Annotated in this window: 12 protein-coding genes; 11 read left to right on the forward strand and 1 reads right to left on the reverse strand. The window is 56.6% G+C overall.

Features of this window, described 5'->3' with window-relative positions; all coding sequences use genetic code 11:
• Positions 1-173: 173 nt before the first annotated feature.
• The gene (locus BM395_RS13670) at positions 174-1082 is read right to left on the reverse strand and encodes a LysR family transcriptional regulator (protein WP_090512677.1); all 909 of its coding nucleotides are present in this window, start codon (positions 1080-1082) and stop codon (positions 174-176) included.
• Between the two features lie 447 nt (positions 1083-1529).
• On the opposite strand from BM395_RS13670, the gene pmrG reads away from it, so the two are divergent.
• The 11 genes from pmrG to pelG all read left to right on the forward strand — a co-directional run bounded on the left by pmrG (position 1530) and on the right by pelG (position 18163).
• Complete coding sequence (gene pmrG, locus BM395_RS13675) at positions 1530-2195, forward strand: lipopolysaccharide core heptose(II)-phosphate phosphatase PmrG (protein WP_090512679.1); 666 nt, start codon at positions 1530-1532, stop codon at positions 2193-2195.
• 46 nt (positions 2196-2241) lie between these two features.
• Positions 2242-3090 (forward strand): phosphatase PAP2 family protein, encoded by an 849-nt coding sequence (locus BM395_RS13680; protein ID WP_090512681.1) that lies wholly within the window; start codon positions 2242-2244, stop codon positions 3088-3090.
• Between the two features lie 159 nt (positions 3091-3249).
• On the forward strand, positions 3250-4428 hold the full coding sequence (locus BM395_RS13685) for an acyl-CoA dehydrogenase (protein ID WP_069900811.1): 1179 nt from the start codon (positions 3250-3252) through the stop codon (positions 4426-4428).
• Positions 4429-4522: 94 nt separating this feature from the next.
• On the forward strand, positions 4523-5746 hold the full coding sequence (locus tag BM395_RS13690) for a CaiB/BaiF CoA transferase family protein (RefSeq protein WP_090512684.1): 1224 nt from the start codon (positions 4523-4525) through the stop codon (positions 5744-5746).
• Between the two features lie 305 nt (positions 5747-6051).
• Positions 6052-8787 (forward strand): bifunctional glycoside hydrolase/polysaccharide deacetylase family protein, encoded by a 2736-nt coding sequence (locus BM395_RS13695; RefSeq protein WP_425287615.1) that lies wholly within the window; start codon positions 6052-6054, stop codon positions 8785-8787.
• Entirely contained in the window at positions 8765-12376 is a 3612-nt protein-coding gene (locus tag BM395_RS13700) for a tetratricopeptide repeat protein (RefSeq protein WP_090512689.1), read from the forward strand. The genes BM395_RS13695 and BM395_RS13700 overlap by 23 nt, the downstream gene beginning before the upstream one ends.
• A gap of 27 nt (positions 12377-12403) precedes the next feature.
• Entirely contained in the window at positions 12404-12922 is a 519-nt protein-coding gene (locus tag BM395_RS13705) for a penicillin-binding protein activator LpoB (RefSeq protein WP_069900805.1), read from the forward strand.
• Positions 12922-14298, forward strand: a complete 1377-nt coding sequence (locus BM395_RS13710) for a PelD GGDEF domain-containing protein (protein WP_170860595.1) — start codon at positions 12922-12924, stop codon at positions 14296-14298. The genes BM395_RS13705 and BM395_RS13710 overlap by 1 nt, the downstream gene beginning before the upstream one ends.
• Entirely contained in the window at positions 14276-15265 is a 990-nt protein-coding gene (locus BM395_RS13715) for a HEAT repeat domain-containing protein (RefSeq protein WP_069900801.1), read from the forward strand. The genes BM395_RS13710 and BM395_RS13715 overlap by 23 nt, the downstream gene beginning before the upstream one ends.
• Complete coding sequence (pelF, locus tag BM395_RS13720; RefSeq protein ID WP_090512695.1) at positions 15262-16791, forward strand: GT4 family glycosyltransferase PelF; 1530 nt, start codon at positions 15262-15264, stop codon at positions 16789-16791. The genes BM395_RS13715 and pelF overlap by 4 nt, the downstream gene beginning before the upstream one ends.
• 1 nt (position 16792) lies before the next feature.
• Positions 16793-18163, forward strand: a complete 1371-nt coding sequence (gene pelG, locus BM395_RS13725) for an exopolysaccharide Pel transporter PelG (protein ID WP_090512698.1) — start codon at positions 16793-16795, stop codon at positions 18161-18163.
• The last annotated feature ends 369 nt before the right edge of the window (positions 18164-18532 follow it).

Genomic DNA, 18532 nt, shown 5'->3' on the forward strand with positions numbered 1-18532 from the left:
GTGTTCAATAAATTAAACAGTTCTTTGGGCTGGAAGGTAGCGCTTTGTAGCGATTTATAATTCTGACTACGGGGTCAGCAATAAGCGCTAAGCCTTTATTTATAATGGAAACAGGCGATTCGTCTCTGCTGCTTTTCAGCGCCGGCAGATCGAGTTAGTTTGCAGGGTGTCATTTATTTTAGCCCATTGGCGTCGGCATAGAGCTCCGCTTCCCGGATTAACCAGTCGCGAAAGGCCAGCAGCGCTGATGATTCGACCCGGCGCTCAGGGATCATCAGATGATAGGCCTTGTCACTCCGGTAACCGTGCGGTGATGCAATGACCAGACGACCTTCGCTCAATTCGCGCTCAATTAAAAAAGGCGGAATCAGGGCGATGCCCATCTGGTGCATGGCCGCTTGAGCGAGCATCGAAAATAGCTCGTAGCGTGGGCCGCTCATGTCGCGCGCAATGTTCAGGCCTTGTGCGTTAAACCACTGGCGCCAGCCGTAGGGGCGCGTGGTTTGCTGGAGCAATGGCAACTCGGCCACGGCTTGCGGGGTCAGTTGCGCTGCGCCGGCGAGCAGGGCCGGGCTGCACACCGGCATCGGGTTCTCGCGCATCAATGCATGTGCACTGGTGCCAGACCACACGCCATCGCCAAAGTAGACGGCTGCATCGAAGTCGGTGTCGGCAAACAGGAATGGCCGGGTGCGGTTGGTCAGGTTTACCGTGACTTGCGGGTGCAGGTTCTGGAAATCCTTGAGGCGTGGCAGTAGCCACTGTGTGCCGAACGTCGGGACAACCGCCAGCTCGATAGTCATGGCGCCCTGTTGCCCGATAACCGCCAGTGTGTCGCGCTCGACGGCATCCAGTTGGCTGGCAATCCGGCGTGAGTAGGACACTCCCGCTTCGGTGAGCACAACGCCACGGCGCGAGCGGCGGAACAGTTCGACATTAAGAAACTCTTCCAGCCCGGCGATCTGCCTGCAGATGGCGCTCTGGGTCAGTGCGAGTTCTTCTGCCGCTTTGGTGAAACTTTGGTGGCGCGCAGCCGATTCGAAGGCGATCAGGGCAGTGGTACTGGGTATTTTTCGGCGCATGGTGGGCTGTGTCTTGGTTGGCTACCTGCTGACTATGATCAAGGCGTCGCGGTGCTTTGGCCAGTTATTCCTTTCTTGCACAGGTTACAGCGCTCGTTGCCTAGCGCGCTGGTGCATGCCTGCCTTACTGGGTAGCGGATGCACAATTCTTCTGTCCGGAGCGTTTCGTGTGCGTATCCCAGCGTTGTTGGTAATAGTGCTAACCGGCTGCCCGCAAGCCTTGAAGCAATATTTGGACGTATTTTTCACAAGTTATTCATCTCGGCCCAGACAAGATGCGCTGCATTAATTCACCCGTGTAACGCTGTAAGGCCAGTCTTAAGTCAGGTTTTGCGATTGATAAGGCGTTACCAGCTTAGAGTCGCCTGGTCTTTTCGGTGAGTAAACCGGTCAGGCCGAGTGACTTGGCAGCGATTGATGAGTGCTCAGGCGCTCTGGAGTGGGCCGATGTTGAAAGTAGATGCCTATGCAACACCTGCGAAGCTGAAGCTACCGCGTCAGCTTCGGGTCGGGGCAATTGTGGCGCTATTTATCGCCGCATTTTTCGCGGTTTACGCAATGCTCAAGGTGCCGCAGGTGCCTGAGTTGGCCAGTGCGGGTGCGCAAACGACTGCCGATATGCTGGCGCAGTGGAGGCAGGGTCACGTGATTGTGTTAGTTCGTCATGTTGAGCGTTGTGATCATTCGAGCGCGCCTTGTCTCGATCGTGCCGACGGCATTACCGCGCGAGCTAAAGAGGTTGCCCAATCGATTGGCCAGAGTTTTGTGCGCCTCGGCGTGACTAACTCGGACATCTACACCAGCCCGCGAACCCGCACCGAGCAAACAGCCGGCTTCATGTTCAACAAGGCCGTGGCCAGCCAGAGCTGGCTGGCGGAGTGCCGCAACGGCATGCTCGAGAATGCGCTGAAGCATAAGGTGCGCCAACGCAATCTGGTTCTGGTGACTCACAGTGAGTGTTTTGACCAGATGGAAAAAGAACTGGGTGTGCATTCCCCGCTAACTCCGGCTTACGGCACGGCATTGATGATTGCGTCCGGGGAAGTGGATGGTGCTGCCCATATTCTTGGCTCGGTCAACGAGCAGCAATGGTCGAAAGTACTGGCTAATTAATCCGGCAGAGCCCCTCTGCCCGCATTGACTCACGACAGGTTTATTCATGCCCACTTCGTCATCGCGCACCTTCTATCTGTTCAATGTCTGGCTGCCGCTGCTTTGCGCTGTGGCCATTTTCGTCATCTTCGACATGACCAACATAGACGTGGCCATCAGCAACTGGTTTTACGACCCGGCAACTCACTCATTTGTGTTGCAGCACAGTGTGTTGTTTGAAAAGGCCACGCATAAATGGCCGCGGATTATCCCGAACTGGACCGGTGAGTTCGCGATTATCGGCAGCCTGCTTTCGTTCGTTTGGCCACTGTTGAGCAAGGGCCAGCACCCCAAAATGCTTGGCACCTTGCAGCGTTTCAAGCTGGCCGGGCCTCTGCGCTGGTTTGCCGAGCACCGCCGCGACCTGCTGTTCATTGTTGTGTCATTTGCCATCACGACAGGTTTTATCCATTACTTCAAAAGCCACACGAGTATTTATTGCCCTGTCGAGACCACGCTGTATGGCGGCTTGCAGGCAAAAATGGAGTGGTATGAAAACTTCACGCTGCTGAACAAGGCGGGTGACGGTCGCTGCTGGCCGGGCGGCCATGCATCGGGCGGCTTCACCATGCTCGCGCTGTACTTTGTGGCGCGCCGCTATCGCTGGCAGCATGCGTACAAGTTACTCGGTGCGATCATGCTGCTCGGCTTCATCTTTGGCACAACCCGGGTTTTCCAGGGCTGGCATTACATGTCCCATACTTTCTGGTCGGGCGTTGTCGTGTGGTTCTCTATGCTGCTGACCGCGCTGGCGTTCTATGGTCGCGAGGCTTTGCAGCAGCCACCGTTGGGCGCCGATGAAGTCCCCGTGGCTTCGCGTGAAGCAACACCAGAGGCGTTGCCAGGCAACTCGTGAATCAGCCGCCTTAATCTTTCGGAGTGAGTATTTCGCACAAGTTAGTGCGAAATACTCGTTTGCTTCAACCTGTCTGCGCGCCTAGGATCACTCCACAAGATTAATACGTGGAGCACGGGCGCTGGCCTGTTGCTCCCTTGCTCAACTGAGGATTTCGCAATGGCCAAGGCAAGCTTTAACTGGATTGATCCCCTGCTGCTCGATCAGCAATTGACTGAAGAAGAGCGCATGGTGCGTGATAGCGCCCAGCAGTTTGCCAATGACAAGTTGGCCCCACGTGTTCTTGAAGCCTTCCGTAACGAGCAGACTGACCCGGCGATTTTCCGCGAGATGGGTGAAACCGGCCTGCTCGGTGCGACTATTCCCGAAGCCTACGGCGGCAGTGGCCTGAACTACGTGAGCTATGGCCTGATTGCGCGGGAAGTTGAGCGTATCGACTCCGGTTATCGCTCGATGATGAGTGTGCAGTCGTCGCTGGTCATGGTGCCGATCTACGAGTTCGGCAACGAAGAAACCCGTCAGAAATACCTGCCTAAACTGGCCAGTGGCGAATACATCGGCTGCTTTGGTCTCACTGAACCCAACCACGGCTCCGACCCTGGCGCGATGGTTACCCGGGCGCGTGCAGTTGACGGTGGCTACCGCCTGACCGGCAGCAAAATGTGGATCACCAACAGCCCGATTGCGGATGTATTTGTGGTCTGGGCCAAAGATGATGCCGGTGAAATCCGCGGTTTCGTTCTTGAGAAAGGTTGGGAGGGCCTGAGCACGCCGGCGATTCACGGCAAAGTAGGCTTGCGCGCCTCGATCACCGGCGAAATCGTCATGGACAACGTGTTCGTGCCAGAAATTAACGCCTTCCCGGACGTGCGTGGCCTCAAGGGCCCGTTCACCTGCCTAAACTCTGCGCGCTATGGCATCAGCTGGGGCGCGCTGGGCGCAGCCGAGTTCTGCTGGCACACCGCTCGCCAGTACACGCTGGATCGTCAGCAGTTTGGTCGCCCGCTGGCGGCAACTCAGCTGGTACAGAAAAAACTCGCAGACATGCAGACTGAAATCACCATGGCTCTGCAGGGTTGCCTGCGCCTGGGTCGTATGAAGGATGAAGGGACTGCGGCCGTTGAGATTACCTCGATCATGAAGCGCAACAGCTGCGGTAAGGCGCTGGATATCGCCCGCGTCGCCCGTGACATGCTCGGCGGTAATGGTATTTCGGACGAGTTCGGGGTGGCCCGCCATCTGGTCAATCTGGAAGTGGTGAATACCTACGAAGGTACGCATGACGTTCATGCGCTGATCCTCGGGCGCGCACAAACCGGTATTCAGGCGTTCTTTTAAGCCTTCGTGGCGGGTGGTGAATCATTGATTCCTCACCCGCTCAGGTTGCTTCGCGGTAAAAATCCCCGTTCTTGTTAATAAGGAAGTCATTGCGATGTCTGGCGCTCTGTCTCATCTGCGTGTGCTTGATCTTTCTCGTGTGCTGGCCGGACCATGGGCCGGGCAGATCCTGGCGGATCTGGGTGCGGAGGTGATAAAGATGGAGCGCCCTTCGGTGGGTGATGACACGCGTCATTGGGGTCCGCCGTTTCTTCGCGATGCGCAGGGCGAGAACACTCGCGAGTCGGCCTATTTCTTGAGTGCCAACCGTAACAAGCAATCGGTGACCATCGACTTCACTCAGGCGGCCGGGCAGAAACTGGTGCGCGAGTTGGCTGCCAAGTCCGACATTCTTATCGAGAATTTCAAGGTTGGCGGTCTGGCCGCTTATGGGCTGGATTATGATTCGCTGCGAGCGCTCAACCCACGGTTGATCTATTGCTCGATTACCGGCTTTGGCCAGACCGGCCCGTATGCTAAACGCGCCGGTTATGACTTCATGATTCAAGGCCTGGGCGGGCTCATGAGCCTGACCGGCCGAGCTGAAGGCGAAGAGGGCGCAGGCCCGGTGAAAGTGGGCGTTGCGCTCACCGATATCATGACCGGTCTGTATAGCTCATCCGCCATTCTTGCGGCGCTGGCGCACCGTGATCAGAGCGGTGAAGGGCAATACATCGACATGGCGCTGCTTGATGTTCAAGTGGCGTGCCTGGCGAATCAGGCCATGAACTATCTGACCACGGGCAATGCGCCCCGTCGCCTCGGTAATGCGCACCCGAATATTGTGCCGTATCAGGATTTTCCGACCGCAGATGGCGACTTTATTCTGACCGTGGGTAATGACAGTCAATTTCGCAAGTTTTGCGAGGTCGCCGGCTTTCGGGAGTGGGCCGACGATCCGCGTTTTATCAGCAATCAGGCGCGCGTTGCCAACCGTGCGGTGCTGATTCCGTTAATCCGCCAAGCCACGGTGTTCAAAACCACGGCGCAATGGATTGCCGAGTTGGAGCAGGCGGGTGTGCCTTGCGGGCCAATCAATGATTTGCAGCAGGTGTTTGCGGATGAGCAAGTGGTTGCCCGCGGCTTGCGCGTGGATATTGCGCACTCCTTGGGCGGCACTGCGCCATCCGTAGCCAGCCCGATTCGGCTGTCTGCAAGCCCGGTGCAGTATCGCAATGCGCCGCCTTTATTGGGCGAGCATACGGATGAAGTGCTGCAAAACTGGTTAAGCCTGAGCGCTGAAGAAATTGCCGAGTTACGCGAGGCGCGGGTGCTCTAACTCAAATACGAGCGGCTTTATGGCGCGCGTTTTCGGAGGTGTCAGATAAATTACCTGATGCCAAATTAATGGCGCCTATGAATATTCGAGATATCCAGATAATTATTAATAATTTAATTTCACGCCTACGCAAATACTTACTATTCTGACTACTTGGTCGTCAGAATAATCCTACAGGGCTGTGGATGTTTAGGTATTGCTGTATTCGGTCCTTCGTGATCTTCACCGCTTCATTTCTCTCCTCATTGGTCCAAATCCCGCTTACTTTAATCAGTAAGAGACGGCACCTTTTGGCATGCTGCTGCGTGCTTTTTACCGGTAGTGCGCTGGCTCAGCCGCAGGCACCGAAGAGCGTGGTGTTCTGGTACGCCGACTCGCCGCCACTGGCCGAACTCGCTCAGTTCGATTGGAGCGTAGTCGAGCCGGCACACTTGACCAGCGCCAACGTCAAATATTTGCGCGACCAAGGCTCGCAGCCTTTTGCTTACCTTTCTGTTGGCGAATTCGATGGCGACCTCGATGAGCCAGAAAATCAAGGGCTGCAAAATGGCGCCAGCCCGACGCGCAACGAGGCGTGGCAAAGCCAGGTTATGCGGCTCAGCTCTGATGTTTGGCAGCGCCACCTGTTGGCCCGGGCCAAGGCCTTAAAAGCACAGGGTTACAGCGGTCTGTTCCTCGACACCCTCGATAGCTTCCAGTTGCTGCCCAAAGATCAACAAGAAGCTGAGCGTATTGCCTTGCGCGACTTCCTCAAGCAGTTGGCCAGGCAAGAGCCCGATCTCAAATTGTTCTTCAACCGCGGCTTCGAAGTCTTGCCGGAGTTGCCGGGTGTTGCAGCCGCTGTAGCGGTCGAATCGATCCATGCTGGCTGGAACCCGGACAAACGCACTTACCGTGAAGTGCCGGCCAGTGACCGTGAATGGTTGGAGGGGCATCTCAAGCCGCTGCGTGAGCAAGGCATCCCGCTTGTCGCGATCGATTATCTACCTGCCGAGCGCCGCGATGAGGCGCGCAAGCTGGCAGCCAAGTTGCAGCGTGAAGGCTTTATTCCGTTCGTGACAATGCCGGACCTGAATTACCTGGGCATCAGTTCGATTGAGGTGACACCCAGGCGTATCGCCCTGATTTACGACTTGCGCGAAGGCATGCTCTATCAGTCGACCGGGTTCAACATTCTCGGCGGCCTCCTTGAATACATGGGCTACCGGGTTGACTACATCCCGGCCGATGAGTTGCCTGAAGTGCCTGCCGCCGGCCTCTACGCCGGCGTTATTACCTGGATGAATACCGGGCCACCGGTGAACTCCAGCGTATTCAACAAGTGGATCAATCAGCGCCTTGATGAACATGTGCCGCTGGCCTTCATGCAGGGCTTGCCCATTGGTGACCCGCAGCTTTTGCGTCGTCTGGGTTTGCAGTTAAGCAACGAGGTTATCAGCAAGAGCGCGACGCTTGGCAGTTATGACAAAACCTTGCTTGGCAGCTTTGAAGCACCGGTGAAAATGCGCACGCGTGAATTGGCTTCAATCAGTATTCTGGCGGATGGCCCCAAGCCAGCGCTGACCGTTCACGACCAGGACAATCAATACAACCCGGTCGCTCTCGGCGATTGGGGCGGCATTGCACTGAGCCCCTTTGTATTCGAGGCGATTCCGGATCAGAAGCGTTGGATTATTGATCCTTTCAAATTCGTCCAGCGCACCTTGAAGCTGCAAACCTTGCCGCGCCCTGATGTGACCACCGAGAACGGTCGTCGCGTGGCGACCGTGCATATCGACGGCGATGGTTTCGTCTCTCGCGCGGAGGTGCCGGGCAGCCCGTATTCCGGTGAGGAAGTGCTCAAGTCGTTTATCCAGCCTCATCCATTTTTGACCTCGGTTTCGGTCATTGAAGGTGAAGTTGGCCCGAAAGGCATGTACCCGTTCTTGTCTGCCCAATTAGAGCCGATTGCGCGCAAGATTTTTGCCGAAGACAAAGTCGAGGTCGCCACTCACACCTTTAGTCACCCGTTTTTCTGGCGGCCGGATGATGCGCGCAACAGCGAAAAATTCGATCCTGAATACGGCTTCATGATGGCCATTCCCGGCTACAAGAAAATTGACTTCAAGCGCGAGGTAATCGGCTCTACCGACTACATCAACGAGCGCCTGACTACGCCTGATAAACCGGTGAAAATGATTTTCTGGTCGGGCGATGCAATCCCCGATGCCGCCACCGTCAAGCTGGCCTACGACAAAGGACTGGCCAACGTGAACGGCGGCAACACGGCGCTGACCAATGCCTTCCCTTCGCTGACCAACTTGTCGCCGCTGATCAAGCCAAGTGCGGGCGGCGTGCAGTACTACGCGCCGGTAATCAACGAAAATATCTACACCAACCTCTGGCACGGTCCTTATTACGGTTTCCGCGATGTGCTGCAGACATATGCGTTAACTGATAAGCCACGTCGCTTGCGCGGCCTGCATCTGTATTACCACTTCTATTCAGGCACCAAGCAGGCCTCGATTAAAGTGATGAACAAGATTTATCGCTCGATGCAGGACGAACATCCGATTTCGCTGTGGATGAGTGATTACATTCCGCGCATGCATGGCCTGTATGAAACCAGCATGGCGCAGCTAGCAGATGGCAGTTGGCAATTTCGTGGGCTGGATAAATTGCGCACCGTGCGCATTGATCCTTCTATGGGCTGGCCAGACCTCACGCGCTCCAAGGGTGTAGCGGGCGTGCGGGATCTGCCGCAGGGGCGTTATGTGCATTTCAGCAGCGAATTTCCGCTGCTGGCGCTGCGTGATAAGCGTGACCCGCGCCCTTCCCTTGAAGAGGCGAATATTCCGTTGACCGGCTGGACTTACCAGGACGATCAGCGCGTACGCATTTCCTTTTCTGGAGAATTCCCCTTGCAGTTCAGCGTCCGCGCCAAGGGCGCCTGTACGCTGGATGTCGCGGGCAAAAAGCACGCAGCCAAGTCAGTGAGTGGCCTTTGGCAGTTCAATCTCGATCAAAAACAGGTGAAAGATGCGCAACTCACCTGTCGCTAATAAGACCCGGTTGCTGAGCCCCTGGATTCTGCTACTGATTGTCGTCGTAGTCGGCGCGTTATTGGTCGTCAGTTTTTCCGGTAAAGACGCCTTCTTGCCCGATGACGGCAAGCCCGACGCTGTTTCGGTGAACTACGCCGAACTGTTGCTAAAGGCAGATCCGACCAATCAGGCGCTTCGCGAAAAACTCATCGGCCAACTGATCGAGCTTGGTAATTACGACGCTGCACGCCGGCATATTCAAGAGTTGCCGCAGTCCAGTGATGGCCTTAAAGATTTCCTCGCGCTTGAGCTCGACACGTTGCAAGCGTTGTCTTTGAGCGGCGGTGTTCCGGCCAAGACCGGCGCCGAACTGGTTGCACGCATGCAGGCGCTGTCACTCGACAGCCTTACCCCAGAGCAACTCCGGCGTGAAGCTACATATGCCCTCGCGCTCGGCGCGCCGGTTGTTGCCGCGCCGATCTATGAAGTGTTGGCAGCGCGTGAGCCCGAGAAAAAGACCGAGTGGCTGACCGAGGCGGCCAAATGGCACATGGCGGCGTCTGAGTCCGAGCGCGCTGCGCTGATCTATCAACAATTGCTGGCAGATGAGCAGGTTGCCGAAAAGCGTCTCGATTTGATTCAGCAAGCGGTTATGGCCCTGCGCGGAGCGGGCCGGGAAAGTCAGGCAGCAGAGTTTCTGGCTGGGCATTTGTCTGAACTCAGCGGCGATGACTCGATCCTGCTGGATGAAGGTTTTCATGCCGCGCTGGGCAGCAATCGTTACGATCTGGCCGAGAAGTTTGTTCAGCTCTGGCGCGAGCAACAACCGCAAGACATGCAGGCCATCAAGGCCGAGTTCGATCTGCGCATGGCCTCGGGCGATATTGTGGCGGCGTGGCCGTTAGGCAATATGCTGGTGGATAACGACCCGGAAAACCCGGAGCTGCTGCGCACCATGGGTATGCTGGGTGAGTGGGTTGGTAATTCCGTCGAGGCGCTGGACTATTGGGAACGCTTGCTTGCTCTGGAAGAAGACCCGGTAATACGCGAGCACTCATGGCGTCTGGCGGCGCAGTTGTTTGAGTTTGAACGGGCCATCCCCTTGCTGGTGACGCTCAGCGAGATGCGTCAACTGACGACGGAAGAGCTGGACGCTCTCGTCTACAGCTACGAGTCGCTGGGTGAGCCCGAAGAAGAGGAACAATGGCTGCGCAGCTACCTCAAGGCGCAGCCGAATCAGCAGTTGGCATGGGTGCGTTTGCAGCAATTGCTTGAGCGTACTCAGCAATTCCAGGCAGAAACCGAGGCGTGGGCGCAACTCGACAAGCGCTTTGGTTTGTCCCCGGCCGACCGTGTTAGCTGGGCGCAAACACACTGGAAGCTGTTTGACGAAGATGCCGCCTGGCGCGTGATGGCTGCCAAAAACGCTAATGCCGAGAAGATCACTGATCCCGAGTACTGGCGTGTTCGGGCGGAGCTTGCCTGGATTACCGAAAACGATCAGGACACCCAGGATTCTTACGAGCGTCTGCTGGCATTGGGTTCGCCACTCTACAGCTCTGACCGCGAACAACTGCTGACCATTTATCAGACCTCGAACCCGCAAAAGGCTTTGGCATTGCTGGTTGAATTCTGGAATGCCCGGCACAAACCGGATCGTCTGGTCAGTGCGCTGGATCTGGCTGAAAAGCTGGGTGACTGGGAACAATACGCGGCGTTGGTTGAAGGCGCACAGAAAGTTCCGGGCACCGAGAAGTTGCCGGTTCTCTGGAACGCACGGGCGGTGCTAGCTATGCGTGCAGGCGATATTGCTGCTGCAGAGCGCATCTACGCGCAGGCGCTCAGTCGCTTCCCGGAACAGAACATTTACCGTGAGCAACTGATGTGGCTCTACATCGAGCAGGGCCGGCGCGAAGACATTCAGCAGTCGTTGGCCAAGTGGCAAATGATTGCCCGCGCCGATGGCATCATGTGGCTGCCATTCGCCAGTGCCAACCTGATGCTCAACCGTAACGAGCGGGCGCTGGGTTGGTTGAAGCTGTACCTGCAAGGTAATCCGAACGACCTTCTGGCAAATGCCACCTACGCCGATGCCCTTGATTCGGCGGGTTATAAGGACGCATCGCTGCGATTGCGCACCCGCTTGCTCAAGCAACTGCAGGAGCAGCCTCTGCCGGCAGAACCGGAAACCCTGCGCACCTATCTTCGCCTGCTGAGCAGTTCCCAGTCTCCGGGTGCTGCCAGTCTGCAGGCGGCTCAAGGGCGCGGCGACTCAAAAGCCATGCTGCAAATCTGGTACGAGTACTTCACCGCACAGCTGAGTGCTAACGGCCAGGCCGATATCGCTTCGAACTGGGCCGGCTGGGCGCGGGGCCAGGGCTTGCAGATCGAGCGTTATGAGCAATTGGCACAAGCGCTGCGTACGGTTAATCGTCCAATGTTGCAGACCCAGCTGGACAAGGGCGGGCTCGACCCATTACAGCAGGTTGAAGTCCTCGCAGCGCTGGGCGAAGAAGGCCGGGCTAGTGCATTCGCGCTCAGCCATATCTCTGATGTATACCCGCAAGATATCAGTCATCAGCTCAGGGCTACAGCGACCAGCATGCTGGAGCGCACGCCGCAGGGCGCACAACTGGGCTGGAAAAGCGAGGACTTCGGTGGGTTGAAATTTGAGGGCGAGCGCGGCGCCATTGCGCGCAATCTCAATGATGACTGGTACGCGCGGCTGGATATGGCAGAGGGCCGTTATGACTCTTCAAGCCTCGATTCCAGTGTGATCGGTACTGAGCGCAACGCTGAATTGTCGCTACAGCGCACGCTGCGTGATGGTTTGCTGGGTATCACCTCCGACAACAGCTGGCGTGATGACGAAGACCGCTTCGGTTTTGGACTATTTCGCACCCTGCAGCTGACATCGCGTGATGTGCTGCGCGTCGATCTCGATTATCACCGCGAAGCGGATGAAACAGGGCTGCTCCGGGCGCTGGGCATGCGTGATGGTTTGACCATTGGCGGCCAGCACAGCCTGACGGCGCGTGACCAGCTCTCCTGGTCGATTGGCCAGCAGCATTATCAGACCCGTCAGGGCGATGACATCGGCCGCGGCCAGAACTACAACCTTGAACTGAATCATGCTTTGTTCTTCGAGGGGCCGGCCTGGTTCGTTCGTGGCGGCGTGACGTATCAACGCAACAATCTGGAAGACAGCCTGCCGGATGATCTGCTGGTGCGCAAAGAGGTGGTCAACGACAACGGTGATGACTTCTTCATTCCGCTTGGCGGCGCTTTGGCGGTTGATGACGCAACGCCGGAGACCTTACTGGAAGAACGTTATGGCCAACTCTATCTGGGGACTAGCTGGCAGCGGGGCTTGCCCGGTTCATTGAACCGCAGTCACCCGCAATTCACCTGGTTTGTTGATCTGCAGGCCGGTTGGCAGTGGGTCGAGCAAGACATCAACTACGCCGTTAGCACCGGCGTCGGCATGGAAGTGCTGGGCGATGATGAGCTGGCATTTTCCATGGGCTATCAGTCGGCACCGCAAAACGGCAATGGCGAGCCGGGCGGTACGGCAGCAATTACTTACAGCTCCCGCTTTGGGCGCTGAACAACGATTTAAATGGAGGAACTGACAATGTTGAGTATTCGTAAGCTGGCTTTGTTGGCTGTGGTTGTAGCTGTCTCGGGCTGTTCGAGTTTCACCAGCCCAGATGGTCAGGTGTTCCCGCGCGCGGCTCAGTGGGGCGTGCTGCCAATGGTCAACTATTCGCAGACTCCGCAAGCCGGTCAGCGCAGTGAGCAAATTTTGCTCAGCGTACTGTCGGAAGAGGGCTTGCATCCGCGCCTTTATCCGGCAGGTGTGCAGAGCGAGCTGCCGCTGTTGGATGACCGCGCCCGACTGGACGAAGCCCTCAACTGGGCACGTAAAGAAGGCCTGGACTATGTCATCAGCGGCAGTGTTGAAGAATGGCAGTACAAGAGCGGCCTGGACGGCGAGCCAGCGGTCGGCTTGAGCCTGCAGGTGTTGGAGCCGGCAACAGGGCGTGTGCTCTGGAGCAACAGTGGCGCTCGCGCGGGTTGGTCACGCGAAAGTCTGTCCGGTACCACGCAGAAAGTACTCCGCGAATTGGTCGGCGAATTGCAGGTTGAATAATGGCAACTGAGTCTGCTCACAAGGACTTTGTCCTGGCGCCGCGCGCCAGTGGTCAGGTCTCCTGGATTGAAACCATTTTGCTCAGCGTGGTCGTTATCGCGCTGGGCTATTGGTTGTCACCCGCCGATCCGCTGCTGGTATACGGCACGTTCTCATGGCTGATTCTTGCCCCGTTGCTGCTGGCTGTGCGCTACGGCTTCATGCGCGGGTTGATCAGTGCGCTGATTCTGGTTGCTGCGCTGTTTGCATACCGGGCCAGTGGCTTGGGCCTGTATGCCGAGCTGCCGGCGTCCTTTGTGGTGGGCGTGATGATCAGCACGATGCTGATTGGTGAGTTTCGTGACATCTGGGAGCGGCGCGTAGAGCGTCTCGATCTGGCTAACGAATACCGTCAGCTGCGCCTTGATGAGTTCACGCGGGCGCACTATATCCTGCGCATTTCCCATGACCGTCTCGAAAAGCGTGTTGCGGGCAACGATCAAAGTTTGCGCAGTTCCTTGCTGGGTTTGCGCGCCAAGATGCGCGATTTACCTCGCGGTGAAGCAGCTATTTCGGTGCTCTCCGAGTCGATTCTTACGCTACTCGCGCAATATGGCTCATTCCGGGTTGCCAGCCTGCATAAGGTCAACGCTGATCACTCCGTGGTGCTTGAGCCTTTGAGCAGCATGGGCGAAGTGCGCCCGATGCCGGCTGATGATTTGCTGGTGCGCCAGTGTTTGAAACAAGGGCAGTTGGTCAGCGTCCGCGAGGAGCTGATGGAGCGCGGCGAGAATCGCAAGTTTTCCCAATACCAGGTGTGCGTACCGCTGAAAGACACCGAAGATCGGATTGTCGCTCTGTTGGCGGTCGAGCAGATGCCGTTCTTCGCCTTCACGCAGCGGGTATTGAGCCTGCTGATGATTCTGTGCGGGCACATTGCCGACTTGCTGCAGACCGATCAGCAGACTCTGCAACTGGCTGACATGGATGCGCAGGATTTCAGCAAGCAGCTTAAGCGTTCTCTCAATGATGCAGTCGAACATGATCTGGAAGCGCACATGTTCGCCATAGAGGCCAGCCCCGGTGAGCACCGTGATGCTTTGCTGCGTCTGGTCGAAGACAGTCGCCGTGGTCTCGATGTGCAATTGCGGGTGGATAACGAGCACGGCAATCCCTGTGTCTTGGTGCTGTTGCCGCTGACTTCGGCTGATGGCGGGCAGGGTTATCTGACGCGTCTCAACGGCATCATTCACGAGCGTTTTGGTCTGGATCAGAGTTTCGAGTCGCTAGGCATAAACATCCGCGAGTTCGACATCAGCGGCCAAGGTGGTCGCGAGAGCTTGCGGCGTTTCCTGTTCAACGAGTGTGCGATCAATGATCAGCAAGTGGCTATTTAGCGGGGCGGTATTATTTGAGGTCAGCAGCTTTGCCGCTTTCCTCGATAAGTTATCAATAGTTGAGGCCACCCTGCTGTATATCTCAGCGCATGGAGCGGCCAGCGCGCTGCTGAGTGCCGGTGTCTGGTTGTTGTTGCCTACCCGTTACAAATTTCCATTGCCGTGGAGCCCGCTGGTGCTCTTCAGCTTGTCTTTCTTTATGCCGATTCTCGGAACGCTGGGCGTAGTGCTGGCAGTGTTCCCGGCTCTGTACCTGCCGCGTCGGCAAAAAGAGTCGGTATGGCGCTCAATGGGTGTGCCGGAATTGCCATTCCGGGCTCAGGAGGCAAGCGGCGAGTTGATGTTCAACGATGGCGGCTTGCAGGATGTACTGCGTCATGCGCCGAACCCGGAGCGCCGCACCATGGCGCTGATGGCGACACGGCGAATGAATGGCAAGGACTCCATCCCGATTCTCAAACTGGCCCTGCGCGATCCATCTGATGATGTGCGCTTGCTGGCCTATTCGATGCTTGATCAGCAGGAAAGTCAGATCAACCAGCGAATCGAGAAGACCCTTGCGCAACTGCAGGCGGCGCCCGAGCAGCAGCATGGTCCCTTACATTCGACGCTGGCGCGCTGGTACTGGGAACTCGCCTATATGGGATTGGCGCAAGGCAGTGTACTGGAGCATGTACTGAGCCAGGCGCGTGAGCATGTGGAGTTGGCCTTGGCTCAGGGAGTGGGTGATGACGCGCATCTGTTGGCGGCCCGTATAGCCATGGAGCAGGGTTTTCTGGATGAGGCGGTCAGTCATTTGCTGACAGCCAAGGCAGCGGGTCTGGCGCAGGAAAAGATTGCCCCGTTCAAGGCAGAGATTGCGTTTCAGCAAGGTCGCTACACCGATATTCCGATGTACCTTTCCCAGCTTTCGGCCGAAACCCTGAAGCGTCCACCGTTTGCCGAGCTGGCGAGATACTGGTTATGAAGTTCAAAGCGCAAGACACCGCGCCGATTGCTGATGTTTGCCTGTTGCTGGAAGGGACCTGGCCTTATGTTCGCGGCGGTGTCTCCAGCTGGGTTAACCAGCTGATCCTCGGGCTACCCGAGATGACGTTCTCGGTTTTCTTCATTGGCGGGCAGAAAAGTGCCTATCCCAAGCGTCAATATGCGATCCCGCCCAATGTTGTGCACATCGAAGAACACTTCCTTGAGAGTTCATGGACCGCTGGGCGAGCCGTTATGTCGGCCAAGCGTGAAGGGCCCCGGGATGAGATCAATGCACTGCACGAGTTCTTCCATCATCCCGGCACGCCATTGCCGGAGGACGGTGCGCGCGTGCTGGATATCCTCGCTGCAGGCAGCGTGACACTCGATGACGTTCTGCACAGCCGCGCCAGTTGGGACGCTGTGACCGATGGTTATACCCATCACTGCAGCGACCCCTCTTTCGTCAATTACTTCTGGACCGTGCGCACCATGCAGGCGCCGTTGATGATGCTCTGCGAGGCCGCCATGCGCATGCCGCGTGCGCGTGCCTTGCACTCGATCTCAACAGGATATGCCGGTTTGCTGGGGAGCATTCTGCAGGCCCGTTGGAACTGCGCCTATTTACTGAGTGAGCACGGCATCTACACCAAGGAGCGCAAGATCGATCTGGCGCAGGCCAACTGGATCTCCGAAAGTCCTGATGAAGCGCTGAAAACCGGCATCAATTCGGATGTGAACTATGTCCGGCGCTTGTGGATTCGCTTCTTTGAGCGCATTGGTTTGTTGGCCTACCGTTCGGCGAATCCAATAACGGCCTTGTATGACGGTAACCGTCAGCGTCAGGTTGCCGATGGTGCGGACTTTGCGCGCACGCTGGTAATCCCCAATGGGATTGCCATGGACGTTTGGGCCAGCTCGATCGAGCAACGGCCGGCCGGTATTCCCTTGACGGTGGGCTTGGTTGGCCGTGTTGTGCCCATCAAGGACGTAAAAACCTTTATCCGCGCCATGCGCGGTGTTATCAGTGCGATCCCTGAAGCCGAAGGCTGGATTGTCGGCCCTGAGGAAGAAGATCCTGATTACGCCAGCGAATGCCACAGCCTCGTGGTGAGTCTGGGGCTGCAAGACAAGGTCAAGTTTCTCGGCTACCAGAACATCCGCGAGCTGTTACCCAATCTCGGCATGATGGTGCTGACCTCTATTAGTGAAGCGCAGCCGCTGGTGATTCTTGAGGCGTGGGCGGCAGGCACGCCGGTGGTGAGCAGCGATGTGGGCTCGTGTCGCGAGTTGATCGAAGGTGCTGCGGGGGAAGACCGAGCGCTTGGTTTTGCGGGGGAAGTGGTCGCCATTGCCGATCCTCAAGCGACATCGCAGGCCATTGTCGGCCTGTTGAGCGACTCTCAACGTTGGCATGCAGCGCAAGCCGTCGGCCTCAAGCGGGTTAACACATATTACACCGAGACCTTGATGCTGCAGCGCTATCGCAACCTTTACCTTGAAGCTATTGCCAAGGAGGCACAATAAGATGGCTGGCATTGGCTTTGAACTGCGCAAGATTCTTTCGCGCGACTCCTACACCTCGACCTTACGCGCCTATGTATACGCCGGGCTGATCGGCTCCGGCCCCTGGGTGTTGTCGATTCTCAGTGTGATGATGATCGGCGTGTTGAGTATTGGCATCGTTGTGCCGGAGCTGCTCATTCGCCAGTTCCTGATCACCATCACCTACTTGATGGCTAGCTCGCTGATTATTACCGGCGGCATCCAGTTGATGTTTACCCGCTTTATATCGGATCAGTTGTTCAAGAAAGCCAATGACACGATCTTGCCCAATCTGGTCGGCATGCTGTTGGTGACTACTGTCATTGCAGGGCTGCTGGCCTTTGTGCTGATGGCAACGCTATTCGATGCTTCGTTCACCTATCGCTTGCTGGTCGTCTCGATTTTCGTGGTGCTGTGCAATCTCTGGTTGGTTATTACCTTCCTCTCGGGCATGAAGGCTTATAACCGCATCCTGATGGTCATGGTGCTGGGTTATTCGTTAATGCTGGTGTGCGCTGTACTACTGCGCTTCCTGAAAACCGAAGGCCTGTTGCTGGCGTTCCTTATTGGTCACGCCAGTTTGTTGTTCATGTACCTGTTCGACATCCTGCGCGAGTATCCGTCCAAGCAGCTGGTTGCCTTCGACTTCGTCAAGCGCGGACGGGTGTTCTATAGCCTCTTCATTACCGGCTTCTGCTACAACCTTGGTGTGTGGATCGACAAGTTCATCTTCTGGTACACGCCCAGCACGTCCAGCCAGGTCATTGGGCCTATGCGTGCCTCTCTCTTATATGACTTGCCAATCTTTCTGGCGTACTTGGCCATTATTCCGGGCATGGCCGTGTTCCTGGTGCGTATCGAAACCGATTTTGCCGAATGGAACGAGCGCCTGTACTCGGCGATTCGTGGGGGTGAAACCCTGCAACACGTGGCTCAGTTAAAAGAGCAGATGGTCTTGTCTATCCGTCAGGGCCTGCTCGAGATCTGCAAGGTTCAGGGCGTGACCATTACGCTGTTGTTCCTGTTGGCGCCACAGCTGCTCGAGTGGCTGGGCATGTCCAGCCACTATTTGCCGCTGTTTTACGTCGACGTGGTGGGCGTGAGTATTCAGGTGGTGTTCATGGCACTGCTTAACGTCTTCTTCTACCTGGACAAGCGCGCCATAGTGCTTGAGCTGTGCATCCTGTTCGTGGTGAAGAACGCAGCACTGACATTGTTAAGCATCTATATGGGGCCAAGCTTCTTCGGCTACGGCTTTACCTTGTCGCTGCTGGTATGCGTACTGCTGGCGCTGGGGCGGCTATCCAGCTCGTTGGACGACCTTGAGTATGAAACCTTCATGCTTAGTCGTTAGGTGGGTTGCACCTGGTATAACCACTATTTGAAACAAATCCGCAATAAACCCTTGACGGCAAAACTGAGGTGCCTATAATGCGCACCTCTTCCGGCGTCGACCTCTCGGAAAACTTCTTAGAAAACAAGAAGTTAGCTTAAAAAGAGGGGTTGCAAAACAGCGAAAGCTGTGTAGAATGCGTCGGGCTCTGAAGGGTGGTTTTAAAGCCTTTTAGAGTGATCGCCACGGTGATCGGAAGCGGTAGAAAACGAGGTGTTGACAGCGGCTTTGAACGCTGTAGAATGCGCCTCCCGCTGACGAGAAGCTGGTTTGATCGGAAGCGCAAGTGGTTGAGTAGATTGAAGAAATTCTTCGAAAAACAGCTTGACA

Origin of the sequence: Pseudomonas marincola (assembly GCF_900116605.1) — a bacterium.
Lineage (GTDB): Bacteria > Pseudomonadota > Gammaproteobacteria > Pseudomonadales > Pseudomonadaceae > Aquipseudomonas > Aquipseudomonas marincola.

What these genes read in the sequence shown, in the direction of transcription:
- BM395_RS13670 (WP_090512677.1), bottom strand. Translation starts at nt 1,082, where the DNA reads ATGCGCCGAAAAATACCCAGTACCACTGCCCTGATCGCCTTCGAATCG.
- pmrG (WP_090512679.1), top strand. Translation starts at nt 1,530, where the DNA reads ATGTTGAAAGTAGATGCCTATGCAACACCTGCGAAGCTGAAGCTACCG.
- BM395_RS13680 (WP_090512681.1), top strand. Translation starts at nt 2,242, where the DNA reads ATGCCCACTTCGTCATCGCGCACCTTCTATCTGTTCAATGTCTGGCTG.
- BM395_RS13685 (WP_069900811.1), top strand. Translation starts at nt 3,250, where the DNA reads ATGGCCAAGGCAAGCTTTAACTGGATTGATCCCCTGCTGCTCGATCAG.
- BM395_RS13690 (WP_090512684.1), top strand. Translation starts at nt 4,523, where the DNA reads ATGTCTGGCGCTCTGTCTCATCTGCGTGTGCTTGATCTTTCTCGTGTG.
- BM395_RS13700 (WP_090512689.1), top strand. Translation starts at nt 8,765, where the DNA reads ATGCGCAACTCACCTGTCGCTAATAAGACCCGGTTGCTGAGCCCCTGG.
- BM395_RS13705 (WP_069900805.1), top strand. Translation starts at nt 12,404, where the DNA reads ATGTTGAGTATTCGTAAGCTGGCTTTGTTGGCTGTGGTTGTAGCTGTC.
- BM395_RS13710 (WP_170860595.1), top strand. Translation starts at nt 12,922, where the DNA reads ATGGCAACTGAGTCTGCTCACAAGGACTTTGTCCTGGCGCCGCGCGCC.
- BM395_RS13715 (WP_069900801.1), top strand. Translation starts at nt 14,276, where the DNA reads ATGATCAGCAAGTGGCTATTTAGCGGGGCGGTATTATTTGAGGTCAGC.
- pelF (WP_090512695.1), top strand. Translation starts at nt 15,262, where the DNA reads ATGAAGTTCAAAGCGCAAGACACCGCGCCGATTGCTGATGTTTGCCTG.
- pelG (WP_090512698.1), top strand. Translation starts at nt 16,793, where the DNA reads ATGGCTGGCATTGGCTTTGAACTGCGCAAGATTCTTTCGCGCGACTCC.